The following is a 16725-nucleotide window of genomic DNA, read 5'->3' as shown; positions in this document are numbered from 1 at the left end:
TGCCGGCGCCGGCAACGCCCAGGACGAGCGCCAGCACCAGCAGCCGGCGACGTTGTGCGCGGGAAGAAGAAGGACGGCGATGTACGGCAGGACGGACGCGTTCCACGTGGCGATTCTCCGGAGAAGGAATGAACGGATGACGGCGGGGCGCGACGGGGGGAGGGGAGGAACGAGGAAAGGCACGCAACGGCGTAGTTCGCGATGCCGGGCGAAGAGCAGATGCACGAGACTCAGGCGGCCGCGCCGACGCGCAGCAGCAAGGAGCCGCGCCGCTGCTGGAACAGCCAACGCCCCTGCTCGCACACCAGGACATCGTCGAAGCTGCCCAGCAAGGCCGGCGTCTGCGCGTTCCAGGGCGGCGCGCCGGAGGTGTCGGCAGCGGTATAGAGCAGGACGTGACTGTGCGCGTGTGCACGCGTGTCCGATTGCACGTCCACGATCGTGTTGTGCATCAGGTGACAGCTGGTCCGCGGCGGACGCTCGCGAAACGATTGCCGGATCGCCTCGCGCCCATGGATCGGCTGATCCGGCGCGCTGGGACGGGCAAACACGCCGTCGGCGGTGAACAACTCGGCGATGGCATCGTGGTCGTGCTGGTCGTTGTACAGCGCGAACCGCCGGATCAACTGTTCGCACAGCACGATGATGGACGCGTGGTCAGTCACCCAGGACCTCCTCTGGCTGCGGCATGAAGCCCACTACCGGCGCGCACGCGCGTCCCAGCTGCGGCAAGCGCGTTGCGCCTTGTGGTCCGTGATGGGGCAGGCATCGGTACGTCATGCGGCCAGCAACCAGTCGCGCAGCGCCGCGGCGACGGCAACCGGCGCTTCGACCGGCGCCATGTGGCCGCACTCCTCGAAGACGACCAAACGGGCGTCGGTGATGCGGGCAGCCATGTCCTGGTGCCGCGCCAGCGGACTCCAGGTGTCCTGACGACCGACGCCCAGCAAGGTGGGGCAGCCGATCTGCGGCAGCAGCGGAGCGGCGTCGGGGCGCTGCAACAGCGCCTGCACCTGCCCGGCGAAGACCTCGGCACTGTGACCTGCGACCATCGCCAGCAATGGATCCAGCACGGCGGCATCATCGCGGTGCCGGGGATGCAGCATCGGCGGAAGCCATTGCCGGGCCAGGGCGTGCATTCCCTGCTCCTGCGCCAAGCGCAGCAAGGCATAGCGCTGCGAGGCCTCGTTGTCGGTGCGCGGATGCACGCCGGTATCGAGCAGGGCCAGTCGGTCCACCCGTTGCGGCGCCTGCCGCAGCACTTCCATCGCCACCCGGGCGCCCATCGAATGACCGGCCAGCGCAAAGCGCGACGGCGCCTGCGCGAGAACGTGCGCGGCCATTTGCGACAGGCTGTCGAAGCCCGGGAAGTCCAGGACCTGGACCTCGGTCAGATCCGCCAATGCTGCGCGCTGGCGCTCCCAGATGCTGGAGTCGCACAACAGGCCACACAGCAGCAACAAGGCCGGAGGGGAGGAAGCGGTGGCTGAGTCGGATGGCACCATGCCTCGACTGTAGCCAGCTCAACCGGCGCCGTCGTATGGAAGATTCAAACCCCGGTATTAGTTATTACTTATAACTAAGTAGCCACCCCGGCATCTGCTTACCGCGGCGGCCGGCCAGAGGCCTGGCGCCACAGCAGATCGACCAGCGGCGGCAATTGGCCGGCCAGGCCGAGGACACTGCCACGCAGCAGCGTCAGGTGCATGTCATCGTTCGAGAACACGGTGTTGATCGCGTCGAATCCGTAGGCAGCCACGGTGTTCTCGCTGCGTCGTGTCCGCGCCCAACGTTGCAGCCGATGAGGCGCCGCCCAGTCGACCCGCTTGGCCAACGCTGTCCGCACCAGCGCGTACAACGCGGCGACGTCGCGCAGGCCTAGATTGACGCCCTGCCCTGCCAGCGGATGGACGACATGCGCCGCATCGCCCAGCGTGAGCACGCGTCCGCACAGATACTGGGCAACCAGCTGCCGCTGCAGCGGGAATGCCGCGCGCGCCGATGCCAGCCGGACCTGCCCCAGCCGTGCGGCGAAGGCCTGGGTCAGCTCGCGCGAGAAGGCGGCGTCCTCCAAGGCCAGCACCCGCTCGGCCTGCTCGTCGGGCAAGGTCCACACGATCGAGCTGCGACCATCGGAAAACGGCAGGAAGGCCAATGGCCCGCTGGTCAGAAAGCGCTGCCAGGCGGTGGCCTGATGCGGGCGCTCGGTCTCCACGAAGGCGACCACTCCACGCTGCGCGTAGGCATGCTGCGTCACCGGCACGCCGGTCAGCGCGCGCAGGGTCGAGGCGGCACCATCGGCGGCGATCGCCACCGCCGCCTCCAGTCGCCGGCCATCGTCCAACCGCAGCCGCACATGGCTGGCATCCTGCTCCAGCTCCACCACCCGTGCCGGGCAGTGCACCTCGATGCCGGCGGCGTGCACTGCGGCCCACAGCCGGTCCACCAGCAACGCGTGTTCGACGATCCAGCCCAGTTGCGCACGGCCGAGCGTATCGGCGTCGAAGCCCAACTCGCCACCACCGGCGGCGTCCCAGACGCGCATGCGGCGGTAAGGCTGGGCACGCGCCGCCAGGATCGCCGGCCACACGCCCAGGCGTTCCAGCAAGGCCGCATTGTCGGCGGCGAAGGCATACACCCGCAGGTCAGGCTGGTCGGCCTGCCACGGCGCCGGCTCAGCGCCTTCCACCAGCGCCACCGACAGTCCCGCGTCGGCCAGGGCCAGTGCGCAGGCCGCACCGACGACACCGCCACCGACCACCAGGACGTCGCGCCCGCCGCGGCGGCTCATGCCTGCCCCCGGCACAACTGCGGCACCTCGCCACGGAAGCCCATCGCCCCCCCGACCAGCATCGACTGCAAGGGCGCGGCCTGCGAGGCGGCAAGCAGACCCAGACTGCGCAACGGACGCAGCAGCGGCGCCGGATTGCCGGTCAAGCGCGCCAGCCCACTGGAAAAGCCGATGGTCTGTTCGCGGTCCACCCGTCGCCGCGCCAGATAGTCGGCCAGCAACGAAACAGCGCCCGGATCCTGGCGATCGTGCTCGATCAATTCGGCCAGCGTCAGCGCATCACGCAGGCCCAGGTTGAAGCCCTGCGCGCCGATCGGGTGCAGGGTCTGGGCGGCATTGCCAAGCAGCACGACGCGCTCGGCGATCAGGTCGTTGGCCAGGATCTGTACCAGCGGATAGGCGCTGCGTTCGCCACTGGCAAGAAAACGCCCGGCGCGCCAGCCGGCTGCAGCCTGCAGCCGCGCCAGCCACCCCGCTTCATCCAGCGCGGCGACGGCATCGGCATCGGCCCGCGCCACGCAATGGATCGCTCCGTAATGGCGATCGCCGCGCGGCAATAGCGCGGTCGGACCATGTGCGCCGAAACGCTCCCAGGCGGTGCCGTCCGGGGCGCGTGCGGCGCGAACCCGGGCCACGAACAGGGTCTGCATGAAATCGTGCTGCTCGGTGCCGATATGCAGCAATTCGCGTACCGCGCTATGGCTGCCGTCGGCCCCGACCACCAGCCGTGCGCGTACCTGCCGCTCGCCCTCGGCGTCGGCCAGCCGCACCGTCCGTCGCCCGTCCTGCACCGGCTCCAGTCCGATGCAGCGGGCCGGGCGATAGCGCCGCAGGTGCTGCAACTCCTCCAACCGGGCCTGCAGGGCATCGCCGAAATCGCGCGCCACCACCACCTGGCCGAAGCTGTCGCGTCCGTAATCGGCCGCTTGGAGCTGGACGCGACCGAAGTCGCCGGCACGACTGACATGAATGCGACGGATCGGCCCGGGCGGCGTGCGCAGTTTGGCCATCACGCCGAGCGCCCCGAGCGCGTTGACGGTAGCGGCGGCAAAGCTCAGGTTGCGCTGGTCGAAGACCGCCGGCGGGCGCCCTTCCGGGCTCGCTTCCACCAGGCCGATATCCAAGCCGAGCCGGTCCAGCGCGATCGCCAGGCTGGAACCGACCAGGCCGCCCCCCACGATCAAGACGTCATGTGCGTGTGTCATCCGACCATGATAAGCCTTGGCCGGTCGCTGCCGACGGGGCGAGCGGCGGCGCAGCAGGCTACACTCGCGCTTCCACGATCCGACCGCCGCGCATGATTCCCCGCTCGCACGACACCCTGGTCCTGAGCCTGCTCGCCCTGCTGATGGCGGCCACGCGCATCCATCATTTCGGCGCCATCCCGGATGCATCCTGGGCGGTGTTCTTCATTGGCGGCTTCCACCTGGCCGCACGGACGCGCCTGGCCTTCCCGCTGCTGATGGCGCTGGCGGTGGCCGTCGACTGGCTGGTCATTGCCGGCCAGGGGTTGAGCTTCTGGCAGCATTACTGCGTCTCTGCAGCGTATTGGTGCCTGATCCCGGCCTATTTCGCGCTGTGGACCGGTGGGCTATGGCTGCGCCGGCACCATCGCGGCGCGCGCTGGAGCGCGCTGGCCCGTCTGCTGTCGGCACTGCTGGTGTCGGTGGCGCTCTGCCAGCTCATCGCCCAGGGCAGCTTCTACTGGATCAGCGCCAGCGTGGCCGAACCGACGGTCTCAGGCTGGTGGCAGAACTACATCGACTGGCTGTGGCCCTACCTGCGCACGACCGCACTCTACGTCGCCGCCGCCGCGGCGATCCAATGCGCGAGCGAGCGCCTGGGCGCAGCGCAGCGTCCGCTGCAGGCCGGCTGAGTCATGGGCAACCGGCTCTCGCGCATCTATACCCGCACCGGCGACGACGGCAGCACCGGCCTGGGCGATGGCAGCCGCACCGGCAAGGACGGCCTGCGCGTCACTGCCTACGGCACCGTGGACGAAGCCAACTCGGCCATTGGCCTGCTGTTGGCCGCCCCCAACCTGCCCGACGCCATCATCACCCTGCTGACCACCGTGCAGCACCAGCTGTTCGACCTTGGCGGGGAGTTGTGCATTCCGGGCCATGCAGCGATCGCGGCGGACGACATCACCGCACTGGAGCAGCACCTGGACCGGTTCAATGCCGAGCTACCGCCGCTGCAGGAATTCATCCTGCCCGCGGGCGGCGAGGCGGCGGCACGCTGCCACCTGGCCCGGACGATCGTGCGCCGAGCCGAACGTGAGACGGTCGCCTTGTCGCGCCAGGAGCCGGTGCGGTCGGAGGCGATCGGCTACCTGAATCGGCTATCGGACCTGTTGTTCGTGCTGGCCCGTGTATTGGCCCGGCTCGATGGCCAGCAGGAAGTGCTGTGGCGGCGCGACCGCCGACATGGCTGAGCCTCTGCGCAAGTCGCCGCAGACAGGCTAGATTGGCACCATGTTGGTCTTCACCCATCCCGCCTGCCTCGAGCACGACGCCGGCCCCGAGCATCCCGAACGCCCCGCCCGGCTGGAGGCGGTGGTGCAGGCGTTGCGTAGCGCCTTCCCGGACCTGGACTGGCGCGAGGCGCCGCAGGCGAAGCTGGGCGACCTGTGCCGCGTGCATGCGCGCGAGCAGATAGATACCGTCCTGGAAACGGTGTTCGAGGGGCATCACCGGCTGGATGTGGATACGGTGATGTCGGCCGGCTCACGGGCGGCGGCGCTGCGGGCCGCTGGCGCCGGCATCGCTGCCGTCGATGCGGTGATGCAGGGCGCGGCCTCGACTGCGTTCTGCGCGGTCCGCCCACCGGGGCACCATGCCACCGCCCAGGTCGCCATGGGCTTCTGCCTGTTCAACAACATCGCGGTGGCGGCGGCGCATGCACGTGACCGCCACGGCTTGGAGCGGATCAGCATCGTCGACTTCGACGTGCACCATGGCAATGGCACCCAGGCGATCTTCGAACGCGACCCGACCGTGCAGTACCTCAGCACCCATCAATCGGGCCTTTATCCGCATTCGGGCAGCGTCCATGAGCGTGGACTCGGCAACATCCACAACGTCCTGCTGCCGCCAGGGAGCGACGGGCTACGCTTTCGCAACGTCTGGGAAGACGAACTGCTCCCGCTGATCGAGAGCTTCCGCCCGCAGTTGCTGCTGATCTCGGCCGGCTTCGATGCCCATCTGCGCGACCCGCTCGCCGACCTGATGCTCGATGGCGAGGACTTCGGCTGGCTGACCGGGGCGCTGCGCGCGCTGGCGCAACGCCATGCCGGTGGCCGCGTGGTCTCGATGCTGGAAGGGGGCTACGACCTGCAGGCGCTGCGCGAGAGCAGCGTGGCGCATGTCGCCGCCTTGCGCTGAGCCCGCCGCGATCTGCCGGAGCGCAGATGGGAGGCGGCCGCTGCCGCGCGGCGACGGGCAGATGCTGGCGGACAGATCAGCGATGAACCCCGCCCAGCCTCCCCCAGGACTCTTCATTGCCCCTATGCGGGCTATGCGGCAAGCTAGGCGCCATTTTATTGGTTGATTTCACGCGTGCACCGAGCCCTCCGCCTGCTGCCCCTGCCCTTGAGCATTGCCATCTGCCTGCCGGCCATGGCCGCCGACAAGCCGCTGAACTGGGGACTGTGCCCTGCGGTGGAGCCGTTGCCGGGCTTCGATGGGGCCCCGCCGGCCGACCCGAAAGCCGCCGAGATCCGCCAGCAGCTGCCGACCGACATCGAGGGCGACCAGCTGTCCGGCACCACCACCACCCCGCTGTACCAGGGCAACGTGGCGCTCAAGCGCGGCGACCAATTCCTGGGGGCGGACAGCATCCGCATGGATACCGAGACCGGCAACTACATTGCCGAAGGCCACGTTCGCTACCAGGACAGCTCCTTCCGGATGGTCGCCGACCGCGCCGAGGGTAATCAGGATACCGATACCCACAAGGTCACCCATATCCAGTACCAGCTGGTGGACCGCCGCGGCAATGGCGGTGCAGAGTCGGTCGACATCCAGGGCCAGGTGGGCCAGATGCACCGCTCCACCTATACCACCTGCGACCCGTCGCAGCCGTTCTGGCGCGTGCGCGCCCCACAGATCGACGTCGACAACGAAGAAGGATTCGGCACGGCGCGCAACGCGGTCCTGGAAATCGGCAAGGTGCCAGTGGCCTTCTTTCCCTGGTTCAAGTTTGCCACCGACGATCGCCGCCAGAGCGGCCTGCTGTATCCGCAGCTCGGCATGTCCGGTCGCAACGGTTTCGATTATCTGCAGCCGATCTACCTGAACCTGGCACCCAATTACGACGCCACCTTGATGCCGCGCTACATGAGCAAGCGTGGCCTGGCGTACGGCACCGAGTTTCGCTATCTGTACGATGGCGGCCGCGGCACCGCCACCGCCAACTACCTGCCCGATGACAAGCTGCGCGACAAGGACCGCGGCAGCTTCATGTACAGCGGCTACCACAACATCAACAGCCACTGGCAGGCACGCGCCAGCATCGCCTGGGTCAGCGACACCCGTTACGTCGAGGATTTCACCAGCCGTCTCTACGGCATGTCCACGGCCTCCAGCCTGCAGAGCACTGTCGGCGTCTACGGCACCGGCGAAACCTGGACCGCCGGCTTCATGGCCGACCGCTGGCAGCTCACCGACTACACGCTCGACGAGCAGGCCCTGCCCTACAACCGGCAACCACGCGCATTCTTCACCTGGGAGAAGCCGTTTGGTGCCTTCGAGGTCGGACTGTATAGCGAAGCGGTGCGGTTCACCCACGACGATTCCTACCAGGTGTTGTTTGTCCCCAATGGCAACAACAACGACCAGGGATCCGACTATATCCGCACCAATATCCGCAACAAGGACTATGCCGGCGGCATACGGCTGGACCTCAAACCTTATGTATCGCTGCCGCTGACCGGCGCAGCCTGGTTCGTGACGCCGACGCTGGCCTGGCGCTATACCGCTTACCAACTGCAGGACAAGCTGGCCGACACCCTGCCGCTGACCGGCAACCGGACTCCGACCCGCAGCCTGCCGATCGCCTCGCTCGATGCCGGCCTGTACTTCGATCGCCAGACCACGGTCTTCGGCACCCAGTACCTCAATACGCTGGAGCCGCGCGCCTACTACCTGTATGTGCCCTACCGCAACCAGGACGATTTGCCGGTCTTCGATACCCGGCCGTTCACCTTCAGCTATGGCCAGTTGTTCCGCGATACGCGCTACACCGGCGCCGATCGCCAGAACGATGCCAACCAGCTGACCCTGGCGGTGACCTCGCGCTGGCTGCGTCAGGACGATGGCCGCGAAAAGCTGTCGCTGAGTTTCGGGCAAATCCTGTATTTCAGCGATTCGCGGGTCACCATCAACAACAGCACCAATGCCGCGGCCGGCAGCGAGCAGCCCATCGACAAGGGCAAGTCTGCCTGGGTGGCCGATACCAGCTACATGATCAACGACCGCTGGTCGTTGGGCGCCACCTACCAATGGAACCCGAATTCGCGCAAGGAAGACCTGGCCAGCCTGCGCACCCGGTATCTGGTGGGCAACGACGGCATCATCAACCTGGCCTACCGCTACCGCCGCAACCTGGTCGACAACAGCGACCAGCTCAAACAAGCCGATTTGTCGTTCCTGTACCCGATCAATCCCAGCTGGAGCGCCGTCGGCCGGTATTACTACTCTCTGCTGGACCGCAAGCCACTGGAAATCATCGGCGGTGCGCAGTGGGACAGCTGCTGCCTGGCGGTGCGCGCCCTGGTGCGCCGTTACGTGCGTAACCGCGAGGGCCAGATGGACACCTCCTTCCAGTTGGAGTTCGTGCTCAAGGGCCTGAGCTCGATCGGACAGAACACGGACCGCACTTTGCGCCGTGCTATTCTCGGCTATTACCGCGACGACCTCTACCTGGTCCCGCCCAGCAACACCACGACCAATCCGGACGATTACGATCCGAACCTGATTCCATGACCAAGCCTTTCTCCGTTTTCCTCGCTTCGCTGCTGGCCGTGTCCAGCGTGGTCTCGCCGCTGGCCTCGGCACAGCAATCCCAGCCGCTGGACCGCATCGCCGCCGTCGTGGACGAGGACGTGGTGTTGCAGAGCGAACTCGATCGCGCGGTCCGTAACGTCAAGACCCAGTATGCCGGGCGCGAGAACCAGCTGCCCCCGGACGATGTGCTGCAACGCCAGGTGCTCGAGCGCCTGGTGCTGATCAAGCTGCAGGTCGCCCGTGCCGAGAGCAGCGGCATCCGCGTCGGCGACGAGGAACTGAACCGCGCCGTCGCCAGCATTGCCCAGCAAAACGGCACCAGCGTGGACGGACTGCGGCAGAAGCTGGCTGCCGATGGCATGAGCTATGCCGACTTCCGTGCCTCGGTGCGTGACGAGATCATCGTCCAGCGCCTGCGCCAGAGCTTTGCCCAGAGCCGCATCAGCGTCAGCGAAGGCGAAGTCGACACCGCCCTGGCCCAGCAGGCCAACAGCGGCAGCCAGTACCACCTGGCGCACATCCTGATCGGCCTGCCCGAAGGCGCCAACGCCGAGCAGATTGCCACCGGCCAGAAGAAGGTCGATGGCGTCAAAGCCCTGATCGACAAGGGCGAGCTGGATTTCTCGGCCGCTGCGGTGCGCTACTCCGACAGCCCCAACGCGCTGGAAGGCGGCGACCTCGGCTGGCGCAGCCTGGACGAGATCCCCAATGCGTTCGCCCAGCTGATCCGCGACCTGAAGCCTGGCCAGGTGGCTGGCCCATTGCGCGGCCCCAGCGGCTTCCAGCTGCTGAAGCTGATCGAGGTGCGTGACGCCAGCGGTGGCGAGAAGAAGATGGTCACCGAGTACCACGCGCGCCACATCCTGGTACGCATTGGCGACAACCAGACCGATGCCCAGGCCAAGGCCAAGATCGATACCCTGCGCGCCCGCATCGTCGGCGGCGCCGATTTCCAGGCCACTGCCAAGGAATCGTCCGAAGACGCCAATAGCCGTGGCCAAGGCGGCGATCTGGGCTGGTTCCCGGCTGACGCCTTCGGGCCGGAGTTCGGCCAGCAGGTCGAAGGCCTGGCCGATGGCGCCGTGTCCGAACCCTTCCGGACCCAGGCCGGCTGGCACATCGTGCAGCGCGTCGCCAGCCGCCAGACCGATGTCAGCGCCGAAAACCAGCGTTCGCAGATCCGTGAAACCATCGGTCGTCGCAAGCTGGAAGAGGAATACAACCGCTTCCTGCAGGAGCTGCGTGGCGAAGCCTATGTGAGCTTCCGCACCGGTGACCGCGCCGACGGCAATGCCACCGCCGCGCCCACCGGCACCGCCCCTGCGCAGCCGGCCGCGCCTGCGACACCGCCGCCGCCGCCGCCGCCGACCAAGCCGACGCGCTGAGGCATGCGCCCGACGCTCGCGCTGGTGCCGGGCGAGCCGGCCGGCATCGGTCCTGAGCTGTGTTTGCGGCTCGCCCAGCGGCCGCAGACGGATGCGCACCTGGTCGTCTATGCCGACCCCCGGACTTTGCACAGCGCCGCCACGGCGCTGTCGCTGCCGCTGCGCATACGTGACCCCGACCAGCTGGCACAACATCCCGGCGACCTGGCGGTCCATCCCATCACTCAAGCGGTCCCGAGCCGTTTCGGACATGCCGACCCGGCCAATGCGGCAGCCGTGATCGCGGCCTTGCGCACTGCTGCCGGCCACTGTCTGTCGGGCCAGCACCAGGGCATCGTGACCGGCCCGGTTCACAAGGCGACCATCAACGACGGTGGCATCGCCTATCGCGGCACCACCGAACTGCTGGCCGAGCAAGCCGGCTGCCCGGTCGTGATGATGCTGGCCAATACCACCGTGCGGGTGGCCCTGGTCACTACCCACCTGCCCTTGCGCGCCGTTGCCGATGCCGTCACCGCCGGCACCGTCGAGCGCTGCCTGCGCATCACCGACACGGCGCTGCGGCGCGACTTCGGCCTGCCGCAACCGCGGATCGCCGTGCTTGGCCTCAATCCGCATGCCGGCGAGGACGGTCACCTCGGCCGCGAAGAACTGGACATCATCATTCCGGTCCTCGAGCGCTTGCGGGGGGAAGGCTTGCAGTTGCTTGGCCCGTTGCCGGCCGATACCGCATTCCTGCCGCAGAAACTCGCCGGATTCGACGCGGTGGTCGCGATGTACCACGACCAGGGCCTGCCGGTGCTCAAACACAGCGGCTTCGAGCAGGCGGTGAACATCACCCTGGGGCTGCCCTATCCACGGGTGGCAGTGGACCACGGCACCGCGCTGGAGTTGGCCGGCCGCGGCCTGGCCGATCCTTCCAGCCTTTTTGCGGCAACCGCCCTGTGCGCACGATTGGCGGCGCGGCACGGATCGCCGCAGCCCTGATCCGACCGGACGATCAGCGGCCGCATCCCGCTCGCAATCGCGGCCGTGGCGCCAACTGGGGTCGCAGCGGCGCGCGGCACGGGCAGCGACGGGGTTCCGTTAAACTCTCCCGATGACTTCCCCCTCCTTCAGCGCGCCGGCCAAGAAATCGCTGGGCCAGCACTTCCTGGCCGACCGCAATTACATCGACCGGATCGTCTACGCCGTGGACCCACGTCCGGGCCAGCACCTGGTCGAGATCGGTCCCGGCCAGGGCGCGATCACCTTCCCGTTGTTGCGTCGGCATGGCGCATTGACCGTCATCGAGTTCGACCGCGACCTGATCGCACCGTTGACCGCCACCGCGGCTCCGATCGGTGCCTTGCGGATCATCCACCGCGATGTATTGAGCGTGGATTTCACCGCGCTGGCGGAGGGCACACCGATCCGGCTGGTCGGCAACCTGCCCTATAACATCTCCTCGCCAATCCTGTTCCATGCACTGGACCATGCCGCCGCCATCGCCGACATGCATTTCATGTTGCAAAAGGAAGTGGTCGACCGCATGGCCGCCGGTCCCGGCAGCAAGACCTATGGCAGGCTGAGCGTGATGCTGCAGGCCTGGTGCGAGGTCACCGCCCTGTTCGTGGTGCCGCCGGGCGCCTTCCGGCCGCCACCGAAGGTCGATTCGGCGGTGGTGCGGCTGGTGCCACGCGATCCGGCCACGGTCGATATCCGCGACCGCCAACGCTTTGCCGAGGTCGTACGCGCCGGCTTCGGCCAGCGTCGCAAGACGTTGCGCAATGCGCTGTCCGGCGTCTGCGAACCGGCGCATTTCGAGGCCGCAGGCATTCGCCCGGATGCCCGCGCCGAACAGTTGGAGGTCGCCGACTTCATCCGCCTGGCCAACGCGACGATCTGAACGTCGCCAGGCGGCAGGATCTCCGTCCCACCCGGTATTGCGGCCCTTGCACAGGGCGCGTTGGCCACCGCCGTGCACAGATGATGCCGTCGGCGCCGCAGCGACCTGTGCCGAACCGCCTCGCCCGCGCGCAGGACCGTGCCGAAAGCGACATTGCACTCACCTCAAAACACTGAACACCCTCTACACTTTCACCATGCAAGATGATCCGCGCTACCGTGTCGAGGTCGAGGTTTCGCCCCGCTTCCTCGCTCATCAATCGACCCCGGAAGAGGGCCGTTATGCCTTCGCCTACAGCATCCGTATCCACAACGCGGGCGCGGTGCCGGCGCGACTGATCGCACGCCATTGGCAGATCACCGACGGCAACGGGCGTACCGAGCGGGTGGACGGCGAAGGCGTGGTCGGCGAGCAGCCGCGGCTGCGCCCGGGCGAGGCGTTCTCGTATACCTCCGGGGTGCTGCTGGAGACCGAACAAGGTCAGATGCAGGGGCATTACGACATGCTGGCCGACGACGGCACCGAGTTCATCGCGCCGATCGCCGCCTTCGTGCTGCGTGTGCCCAGGACGCTGCACTGATGGAGCGCCGGCGATGAGCATCTGGGCCATCGGCGACCTGCAGGGTTGCTACGACGTCACCCAACAACTGCTGGAGAAGATCCGCTTCGACCCGGCGCAGGACACGCTGTGGTTCTGCGGCGATCTGGTCAACCGCGGCGGCCAGTCGCTGGAAACCCTGCGGCTGGTGCACTCGCTGCGCGAACACAGCGTGGTGGTCCTGGGCAACCACGACCTATCGCTGCTGGCGATTGGTGCGCGCTCGGAAGAAGAGCAGCGCAAGGTCAACCCGGACCTGCAGCGGATCGTGCTGGCAGAAGACCGCGACGTATTGCTGGACTGGCTGCGCATGCAGAAGCTGGCGCACGTGGACCGCGCGCTGGGCTGGATGATGATCCACGCCGGACTGGCGCCGAAGTGGACCACCCAGATGGCCGAGAAACACGCCCGCGAGGTCGAACAACAATTGCAGGGCAATGGCTACCGCAAGCTGCTGCGCAATATGTACGGCGACCAGCCGGGCTGGTCGCCTGGCCTCAGCGGCTACGACCGCAGCCGCGCCATCATCAACCTGTTCACCCGCATGCGCTATTGCACGCCGCGCGGGCGCATCGCCACCGACGACAAGGGCACGCCGGGCACGCAGGCACAGGGCCTGTACCCGTGGTTCGAAGTGCCCGGCCGGGTCGAGCGGGATCTCAAGATCGTGTGCGGCCACTGGTCCGCGCTGGGGCTCACCATCACCCAGGGCGTGCATGCCATCGATACCGGCGCGGTGTGGGGCGGCAAGCTCACCGCATTGCAGATCGACACCGACGAGTTGCGCGTGGTCCAGGTTCCCGGACGCGCCATCACCGAACCGCCGCCGCCACCGCGCGCGCCCCGGCGCCCACGGGAAGGCCAGAGCCGTCAACGCGGGCGTGGCCGTGGACGCGGCGGCAACGGCACAGGCAGCGCCGGCGCGGGCAATGGCGCGACTGCCGCTGGCACTGGCATCGTCGATGCCGCTCCGGCCGCCGAGTAAGCCGGCGGCAACATCCACAATGTGGTCGCGGCACGCCTGGATGCCTGCCACCTGCGCATCGTGTTTCCAGCGCGCGACAGCACGTCACGAGCGATGATGCGACGACATCGATGACGGGAGGGAATCGCGCTGCAGCGGATCTCCCCATGTATTGCGAGGTGCGCGACGACACACCTTGTATGCGAAGGCGGAAGCAGAGCAGAGCCGCGCCACCGTGCATGCCTGATCGAGCCGGGGGAGCTGCCGGGAACACGCGTCCCGCACGATCCACCGAGTCGCGCTCCGTCACTGCGGCCGCCACGTACGCCGGAGTAACGGGCGTTCGCCGGGCGTTCCCGACGTGACGGTGCAGCCGCTCAGCGCCGCCGATAATCCACATACGAGAACGCGAACGCGTGCCGTGCATCGGCCGCATGCGTCTGACGCTGTACCGGCACCCATACCGCTGGATCGATCGGTGGAAAATGCGCATCGGCATGATCGACGGCGGTGTCCACCTCGGTAACGGCCAACAGATCGGCGCGCTCCATCGTGAGCCGATAGACTTCGCCGCCACCGATCACGCACAACTCCTGCGCGCCGGCTTGCTCGGCGCAGTGCAACGCCTGCTCCACCGACCCCACCGCCTGCATGCCGTCGAAGGGTACCTGTCCCGAACGGGTCAGCACCAGATTCAATCGCCCCGGCAATGCACGCCCCAGCGATTGCGCGGTCTTGCGCCCCATCAGGATCGGCTTGCCAATCGTCAGCGCCTTGAAGCGCTTGAGATCGTCCGGCAATTGCCACGGCAGCGTGTTATCGCGACCGATGGCGTTGTTGCGGTCGATGGCGACGATGAGGGAGAGCAGAAGCCGGGACTCGGGACCCGGGACCCGGGACCCGGAGGGCGAAGCGTCGGCTGACTCCACTCCCCCGCCCGCTGTTGCTGTTGCTGTTGCTGTTGCTGTTGCTGTTGCTGTTGCTGCTGCCGTTCCCGGGTCCCGGGTCCCGGGTCCCGAGCCCCGGCTCGCTATTCCCGGCTCCCGGCCATCCCGCCAACTCATACCGCCACCGGCGCCTTGATCGCAGGATGAGGGTGGTAGCCTTCGATCGTGATGTCCTCGAAGCGAAACGCGAACAAGTCGGTCACCTCCGGATTCAGGCGCAAGGTCGGCAGCGCACGCGGGACACGGCTCAGCTGCTCGCGGGCCTGCTCGAAGTGGTTCGCATACAAATGCGCATCGCCCAGCGTGTGGACGAAATCGCCCACGCCCAGACCGGTGGCCTGCGCCACCATATGCGTCAACAACGCATAGCTGGCGATATTGAAGGGCACCCCCAGGAAGATGTCGCCGCTGCGCTGATAGAGCTGGCAACTGAGCTTGCCGTCGACCACGTAGAACTGGAACAGGCTATGGCAGGGCATCAACGCCATCTGCGGCAGCTCGCCGACGTTCCAGGCACTGATCACCAGGCGCCGCGAATCCGGATTGCGCTTGATCTCGTCCAGCAACCACTGCATCTGGTCGATCTCCACGCCATCCGGGCCGGTCCAGCGTCGCCACTGTTTTCCGTACACCGGGCCGAGATCGCCATTGGCATCGGCCCACTCGTCCCAGATGCGGACCTGATGGTCCTTGAGATAACCGATGTTGGTATCGCCCTGCAGGAACCACAGCAACTCGTGAATGATCGAGCGCAGATGCAGCTTCTTGGTGGTGACCAGCGGGAAACCTTCATTGAGGTCGAAACGCATCTGCCAACCGAAGACGCTGCGGGTACCGGTGCCGGTGCGGTCGGACTTCTCGGCGCCGTGTTCGAGCACATGCCGCAGCAGATCCAGATACGGCTTCACTTGGCCGCCTCCACGCCCGCAGGTACCGGCAGCACGGGCTGCAACACCGGCGCACGGCGCGACATGGCCAGCAACAGCAGGCCCACTGCGATCAACGGCAGGCTGAGAATCTGCCCCATCGTCAACCAGTTGAAGGCCAGGTAGCCGATCGGCGCGTCGGGGACGCGCACGAATTCGACAATGAAGCGAAACACGCCATAGAGCAGCGCAAACACACCCGACACGGCGTAGCGCGCACGCGGTTTCATCGAGAAGGTCCACAACACAACGAACATCATCATGCCCTCCAACGCAGCTTCGTAAAGCTGCGAAGGATGCCGGGCGAACCGGTCCAGCGCGCCAGCGGCGTACTGCGCCTGGATCTGCAGCGGCGACATATCGGCCAGCTCCGGCGCATGCGGGAAGATCACGCCCCAACCGGCCTGGGTGAACTTGCCCCACAACTCGCCGCCGACGAAATTGCCCAACCTCCCGAATCCCAGGCCCAGCGGCACCAGCGGGGCGACGAAATCCATCACATCGAAAAAGTGCAGCCGGTGCTTGCGCGCCCAGATCCAGCAAGCGATCAACACGCCGAGCAAGCCGCCGTGGAAACTCATCCCGCCTTCCCACACCTTGAACAGGATCAAGGGGTTGGCCAGAAACGATTCGAAGGCATAGAACAGCATGTAGCCGATCCGTCCGCCCAGCACGACACCGAGCATGCCGTAGAACAGCAGGTCGGAAAATCCATCCATGTCCACGCCCGGCAGCCGCCCGCGCAGGATGCGGAAACGCCCCAGCAACCAGGCCGAGCAGAACGCCGCCAGATACATCAACCCGTACCAGTGCACCTGCACCGGGCCGAGCGAAAAGGCGATGGGATCGATCGAATGCAGGTAGATCATGCGAACCGCGGCGTTGGACCAAGCAAGGCGGCTATTGTGACATCTGAGGCGCGCTCAGCCGAGCAGTTGCGGACGGTTGGGCAGCTCGTCTTCATCCGGAGAACCGGCAGTGGCGGGGAAATGCTCGGCCAACACGTCGGTCAATGCTTCCACTCCGGCCAGCACCGCCGCCTCGAACTCGCCTTGCCGCAGGAACTGCTGCATGCGTCGACACACCTCGGTCCAGCACTGTGAGGGAACGCGGGCGCGCAGGCCACGATCGACCACCAGTTCGATCGCGTGGTCGGCCAATAAGAGGTACAGCAGCACCCCGTTGTTGGCTTCGGTATCCCAGGTGCGCAGCTGCGCA

17 protein-coding genes are annotated in these 16725 nt (G+C 67.0%); 9 read left to right on the top strand and 8 right to left on the bottom strand.

The features are described 5' to 3' along the window. Positions 1–230: 230 nt before the first annotated feature. The 4 genes from CKY51_RS12465 to ubiH form a co-directional block, all read right to left on the bottom strand. The gene (locus CKY51_RS12465; protein ID WP_022972063.1) at positions 231–665 is read right to left on the bottom strand and encodes a nuclear transport factor 2 family protein; all 435 of its coding nucleotides are present in this window, start codon (positions 663–665) and stop codon (positions 231–233) included. A gap of 111 nt (positions 666–776) precedes the next feature. Next, positions 777–1505, bottom strand: a complete 729-nt coding sequence (locus CKY51_RS12460; protein ID WP_022972064.1) for an alpha/beta fold hydrolase — start codon at positions 1503–1505, stop codon at positions 777–779. A 98-nt stretch (positions 1506–1603) separates the two neighbouring features. After that, positions 1604–2791: a UbiH/UbiF family hydroxylase gene (locus CKY51_RS12455; RefSeq protein ID WP_022972065.1), complete on the bottom strand. Its 1188-nt coding sequence runs from the start codon at positions 2789–2791 to the stop codon at positions 1604–1606. Further along, a complete protein-coding gene (gene ubiH, locus CKY51_RS12450; protein WP_022972066.1) occupies positions 2788–3996 on the bottom strand; it encodes a 2-octaprenyl-6-methoxyphenyl hydroxylase in 1209 nt (402 codons plus the stop codon). Before ubiH ends, CKY51_RS12455 begins: the two co-directional genes overlap by 4 nt. 92 nt (positions 3997–4088) lie before the next feature. Between ubiH and CKY51_RS12445 the strand changes: the two genes are divergently transcribed. The 9 genes from CKY51_RS12445 (at position 4089) to CKY51_RS12405 (ending at position 13655) form a co-directional block, all read left to right on the top strand. Then, on the top strand, positions 4089–4667 hold the full coding sequence (locus CKY51_RS12445; protein ID WP_022972067.1) for a hypothetical protein: 579 nt from the start codon (positions 4089–4091) through the stop codon (positions 4665–4667). A 3-nt stretch (positions 4668–4670) separates the two neighbouring features. Continuing rightward, positions 4671–5228: a cob(I)yrinic acid a,c-diamide adenosyltransferase gene (locus CKY51_RS12440; RefSeq protein ID WP_022972068.1), complete on the top strand. Its 558-nt coding sequence runs from the start codon at positions 4671–4673 to the stop codon at positions 5226–5228. Positions 5229–5268: 40 nt separating this feature from the next. Continuing rightward, on the top strand, positions 5269–6177 hold the full coding sequence (locus CKY51_RS12435) for a histone deacetylase family protein (protein WP_022972069.1): 909 nt from the start codon (positions 5269–5271) through the stop codon (positions 6175–6177). A gap of 174 nt (positions 6178–6351) precedes the next feature. Further along, positions 6352–8778, top strand: coding sequence for an LPS-assembly protein LptD (gene lptD, locus CKY51_RS12430; RefSeq protein ID WP_152249310.1), 2427 nt, complete (start codon positions 6352–6354; stop codon positions 8776–8778). Beyond that, positions 8775–10184: a peptidylprolyl isomerase gene (locus CKY51_RS12425; RefSeq protein ID WP_152249309.1), complete on the top strand. Its 1410-nt coding sequence runs from the start codon at positions 8775–8777 to the stop codon at positions 10182–10184. The genes lptD and CKY51_RS12425 overlap by 4 nt, the downstream gene beginning before the upstream one ends. 3 nt (positions 10185–10187) lie before the next feature. Continuing rightward, positions 10188–11171, top strand: coding sequence for a 4-hydroxythreonine-4-phosphate dehydrogenase PdxA (pdxA, locus tag CKY51_RS12420; RefSeq protein ID WP_152249308.1), 984 nt, complete (start codon positions 10188–10190; stop codon positions 11169–11171). 112 nt (positions 11172–11283) lie between these two features. After that, positions 11284–12072, top strand: coding sequence for a 16S rRNA (adenine(1518)-N(6)/adenine(1519)-N(6))-dimethyltransferase RsmA (gene rsmA, locus CKY51_RS12415; RefSeq protein ID WP_022971473.1), 789 nt, complete (start codon positions 11284–11286; stop codon positions 12070–12072). 196 nt (positions 12073–12268) lie between these two features. Continuing rightward, positions 12269–12652, top strand: a complete 384-nt coding sequence (gene apaG, locus CKY51_RS12410; protein ID WP_022971474.1) for a Co2+/Mg2+ efflux protein ApaG — start codon at positions 12269–12271, stop codon at positions 12650–12652. Positions 12653–12665: 13 nt separating this feature from the next. Beyond that, on the top strand, positions 12666–13655 hold the full coding sequence (locus CKY51_RS12405) for a symmetrical bis(5'-nucleosyl)-tetraphosphatase (RefSeq protein WP_152249307.1): 990 nt from the start codon (positions 12666–12668) through the stop codon (positions 13653–13655). Between the two features lie 356 nt (positions 13656–14011). Here CKY51_RS12405 and CKY51_RS12400 read toward each other — a convergent pair whose 3' ends face one another. From CKY51_RS12400 to CKY51_RS12380, 4 genes are all read right to left on the bottom strand, one after another. Beyond that, the gene (locus tag CKY51_RS12400) at positions 14012–14503 is read right to left on the bottom strand and encodes a dihydrofolate reductase (RefSeq protein WP_031339042.1); all 492 of its coding nucleotides are present in this window, start codon (positions 14501–14503) and stop codon (positions 14012–14014) included. A gap of 191 nt (positions 14504–14694) precedes the next feature. Further along, positions 14695–15489, bottom strand: coding sequence for a thymidylate synthase (locus CKY51_RS12390; RefSeq protein WP_152249305.1), 795 nt, complete (start codon positions 15487–15489; stop codon positions 14695–14697). Then, positions 15486–16376 (bottom strand): prolipoprotein diacylglyceryl transferase, encoded by an 891-nt coding sequence (gene lgt / locus CKY51_RS12385; protein ID WP_152249304.1) that lies wholly within the window; start codon positions 16374–16376, stop codon positions 15486–15488. The genes CKY51_RS12390 and lgt overlap by 4 nt, the downstream gene beginning before the upstream one ends. 54 nt (positions 16377–16430) lie before the next feature. Then, the coding region (locus CKY51_RS12380; RefSeq protein WP_152249303.1) for a TPM domain-containing protein at positions 16431–16725 on the bottom strand (295 nt) is incomplete at its 5' end.

Origin of the sequence: Xanthomonas maliensis (genome assembly GCF_009192945.1) — a bacterium.
Lineage (GTDB): Bacteria > Pseudomonadota > Gammaproteobacteria > Xanthomonadales > Xanthomonadaceae > Xanthomonas > Xanthomonas maliensis.
The sequence above is the reverse complement of the archived record's forward strand: the minus strand, read 5'-3'. Positions and strand labels throughout refer to the sequence as shown.

Coding starts and splice junctions, on each gene's coding strand:
- CKY51_RS12460 (WP_022972064.1), bottom strand. CDS start 1,505: ATGGTGCCATCCGACTCAGCCACCGCTTCCTCCCCTCCGGCCTTGTTG.
- CKY51_RS12455 (WP_022972065.1), bottom strand. CDS start 2,791: ATGAGCCGCCGCGGCGGGCGCGACGTCCTGGTGGTCGGTGGCGGTGTC.
- ubiH (WP_022972066.1), bottom strand. CDS start 3,996: ATGACACACGCACATGACGTCTTGATCGTGGGGGGCGGCCTGGTCGGT.
- CKY51_RS12445 (WP_022972067.1), top strand. CDS start 4,089: ATGATTCCCCGCTCGCACGACACCCTGGTCCTGAGCCTGCTCGCCCTG.
- CKY51_RS12440 (WP_022972068.1), top strand. CDS start 4,671: ATGGGCAACCGGCTCTCGCGCATCTATACCCGCACCGGCGACGACGGC.
- CKY51_RS12435 (WP_022972069.1), top strand. CDS start 5,269: ATGTTGGTCTTCACCCATCCCGCCTGCCTCGAGCACGACGCCGGCCCC.
- CKY51_RS12425 (WP_152249309.1), top strand. CDS start 8,775: ATGACCAAGCCTTTCTCCGTTTTCCTCGCTTCGCTGCTGGCCGTGTCC.
- pdxA (WP_152249308.1), top strand. CDS start 10,188: ATGCGCCCGACGCTCGCGCTGGTGCCGGGCGAGCCGGCCGGCATCGGT.
- rsmA (WP_022971473.1), top strand. CDS start 11,284: ATGACTTCCCCCTCCTTCAGCGCGCCGGCCAAGAAATCGCTGGGCCAG.
- apaG (WP_022971474.1), top strand. CDS start 12,269: ATGCAAGATGATCCGCGCTACCGTGTCGAGGTCGAGGTTTCGCCCCGC.
- CKY51_RS12405 (WP_152249307.1), top strand. CDS start 12,666: ATGAGCATCTGGGCCATCGGCGACCTGCAGGGTTGCTACGACGTCACC.
- lgt (WP_152249304.1), bottom strand. CDS start 16,376: ATGATCTACCTGCATTCGATCGATCCCATCGCCTTTTCGCTCGGCCCG.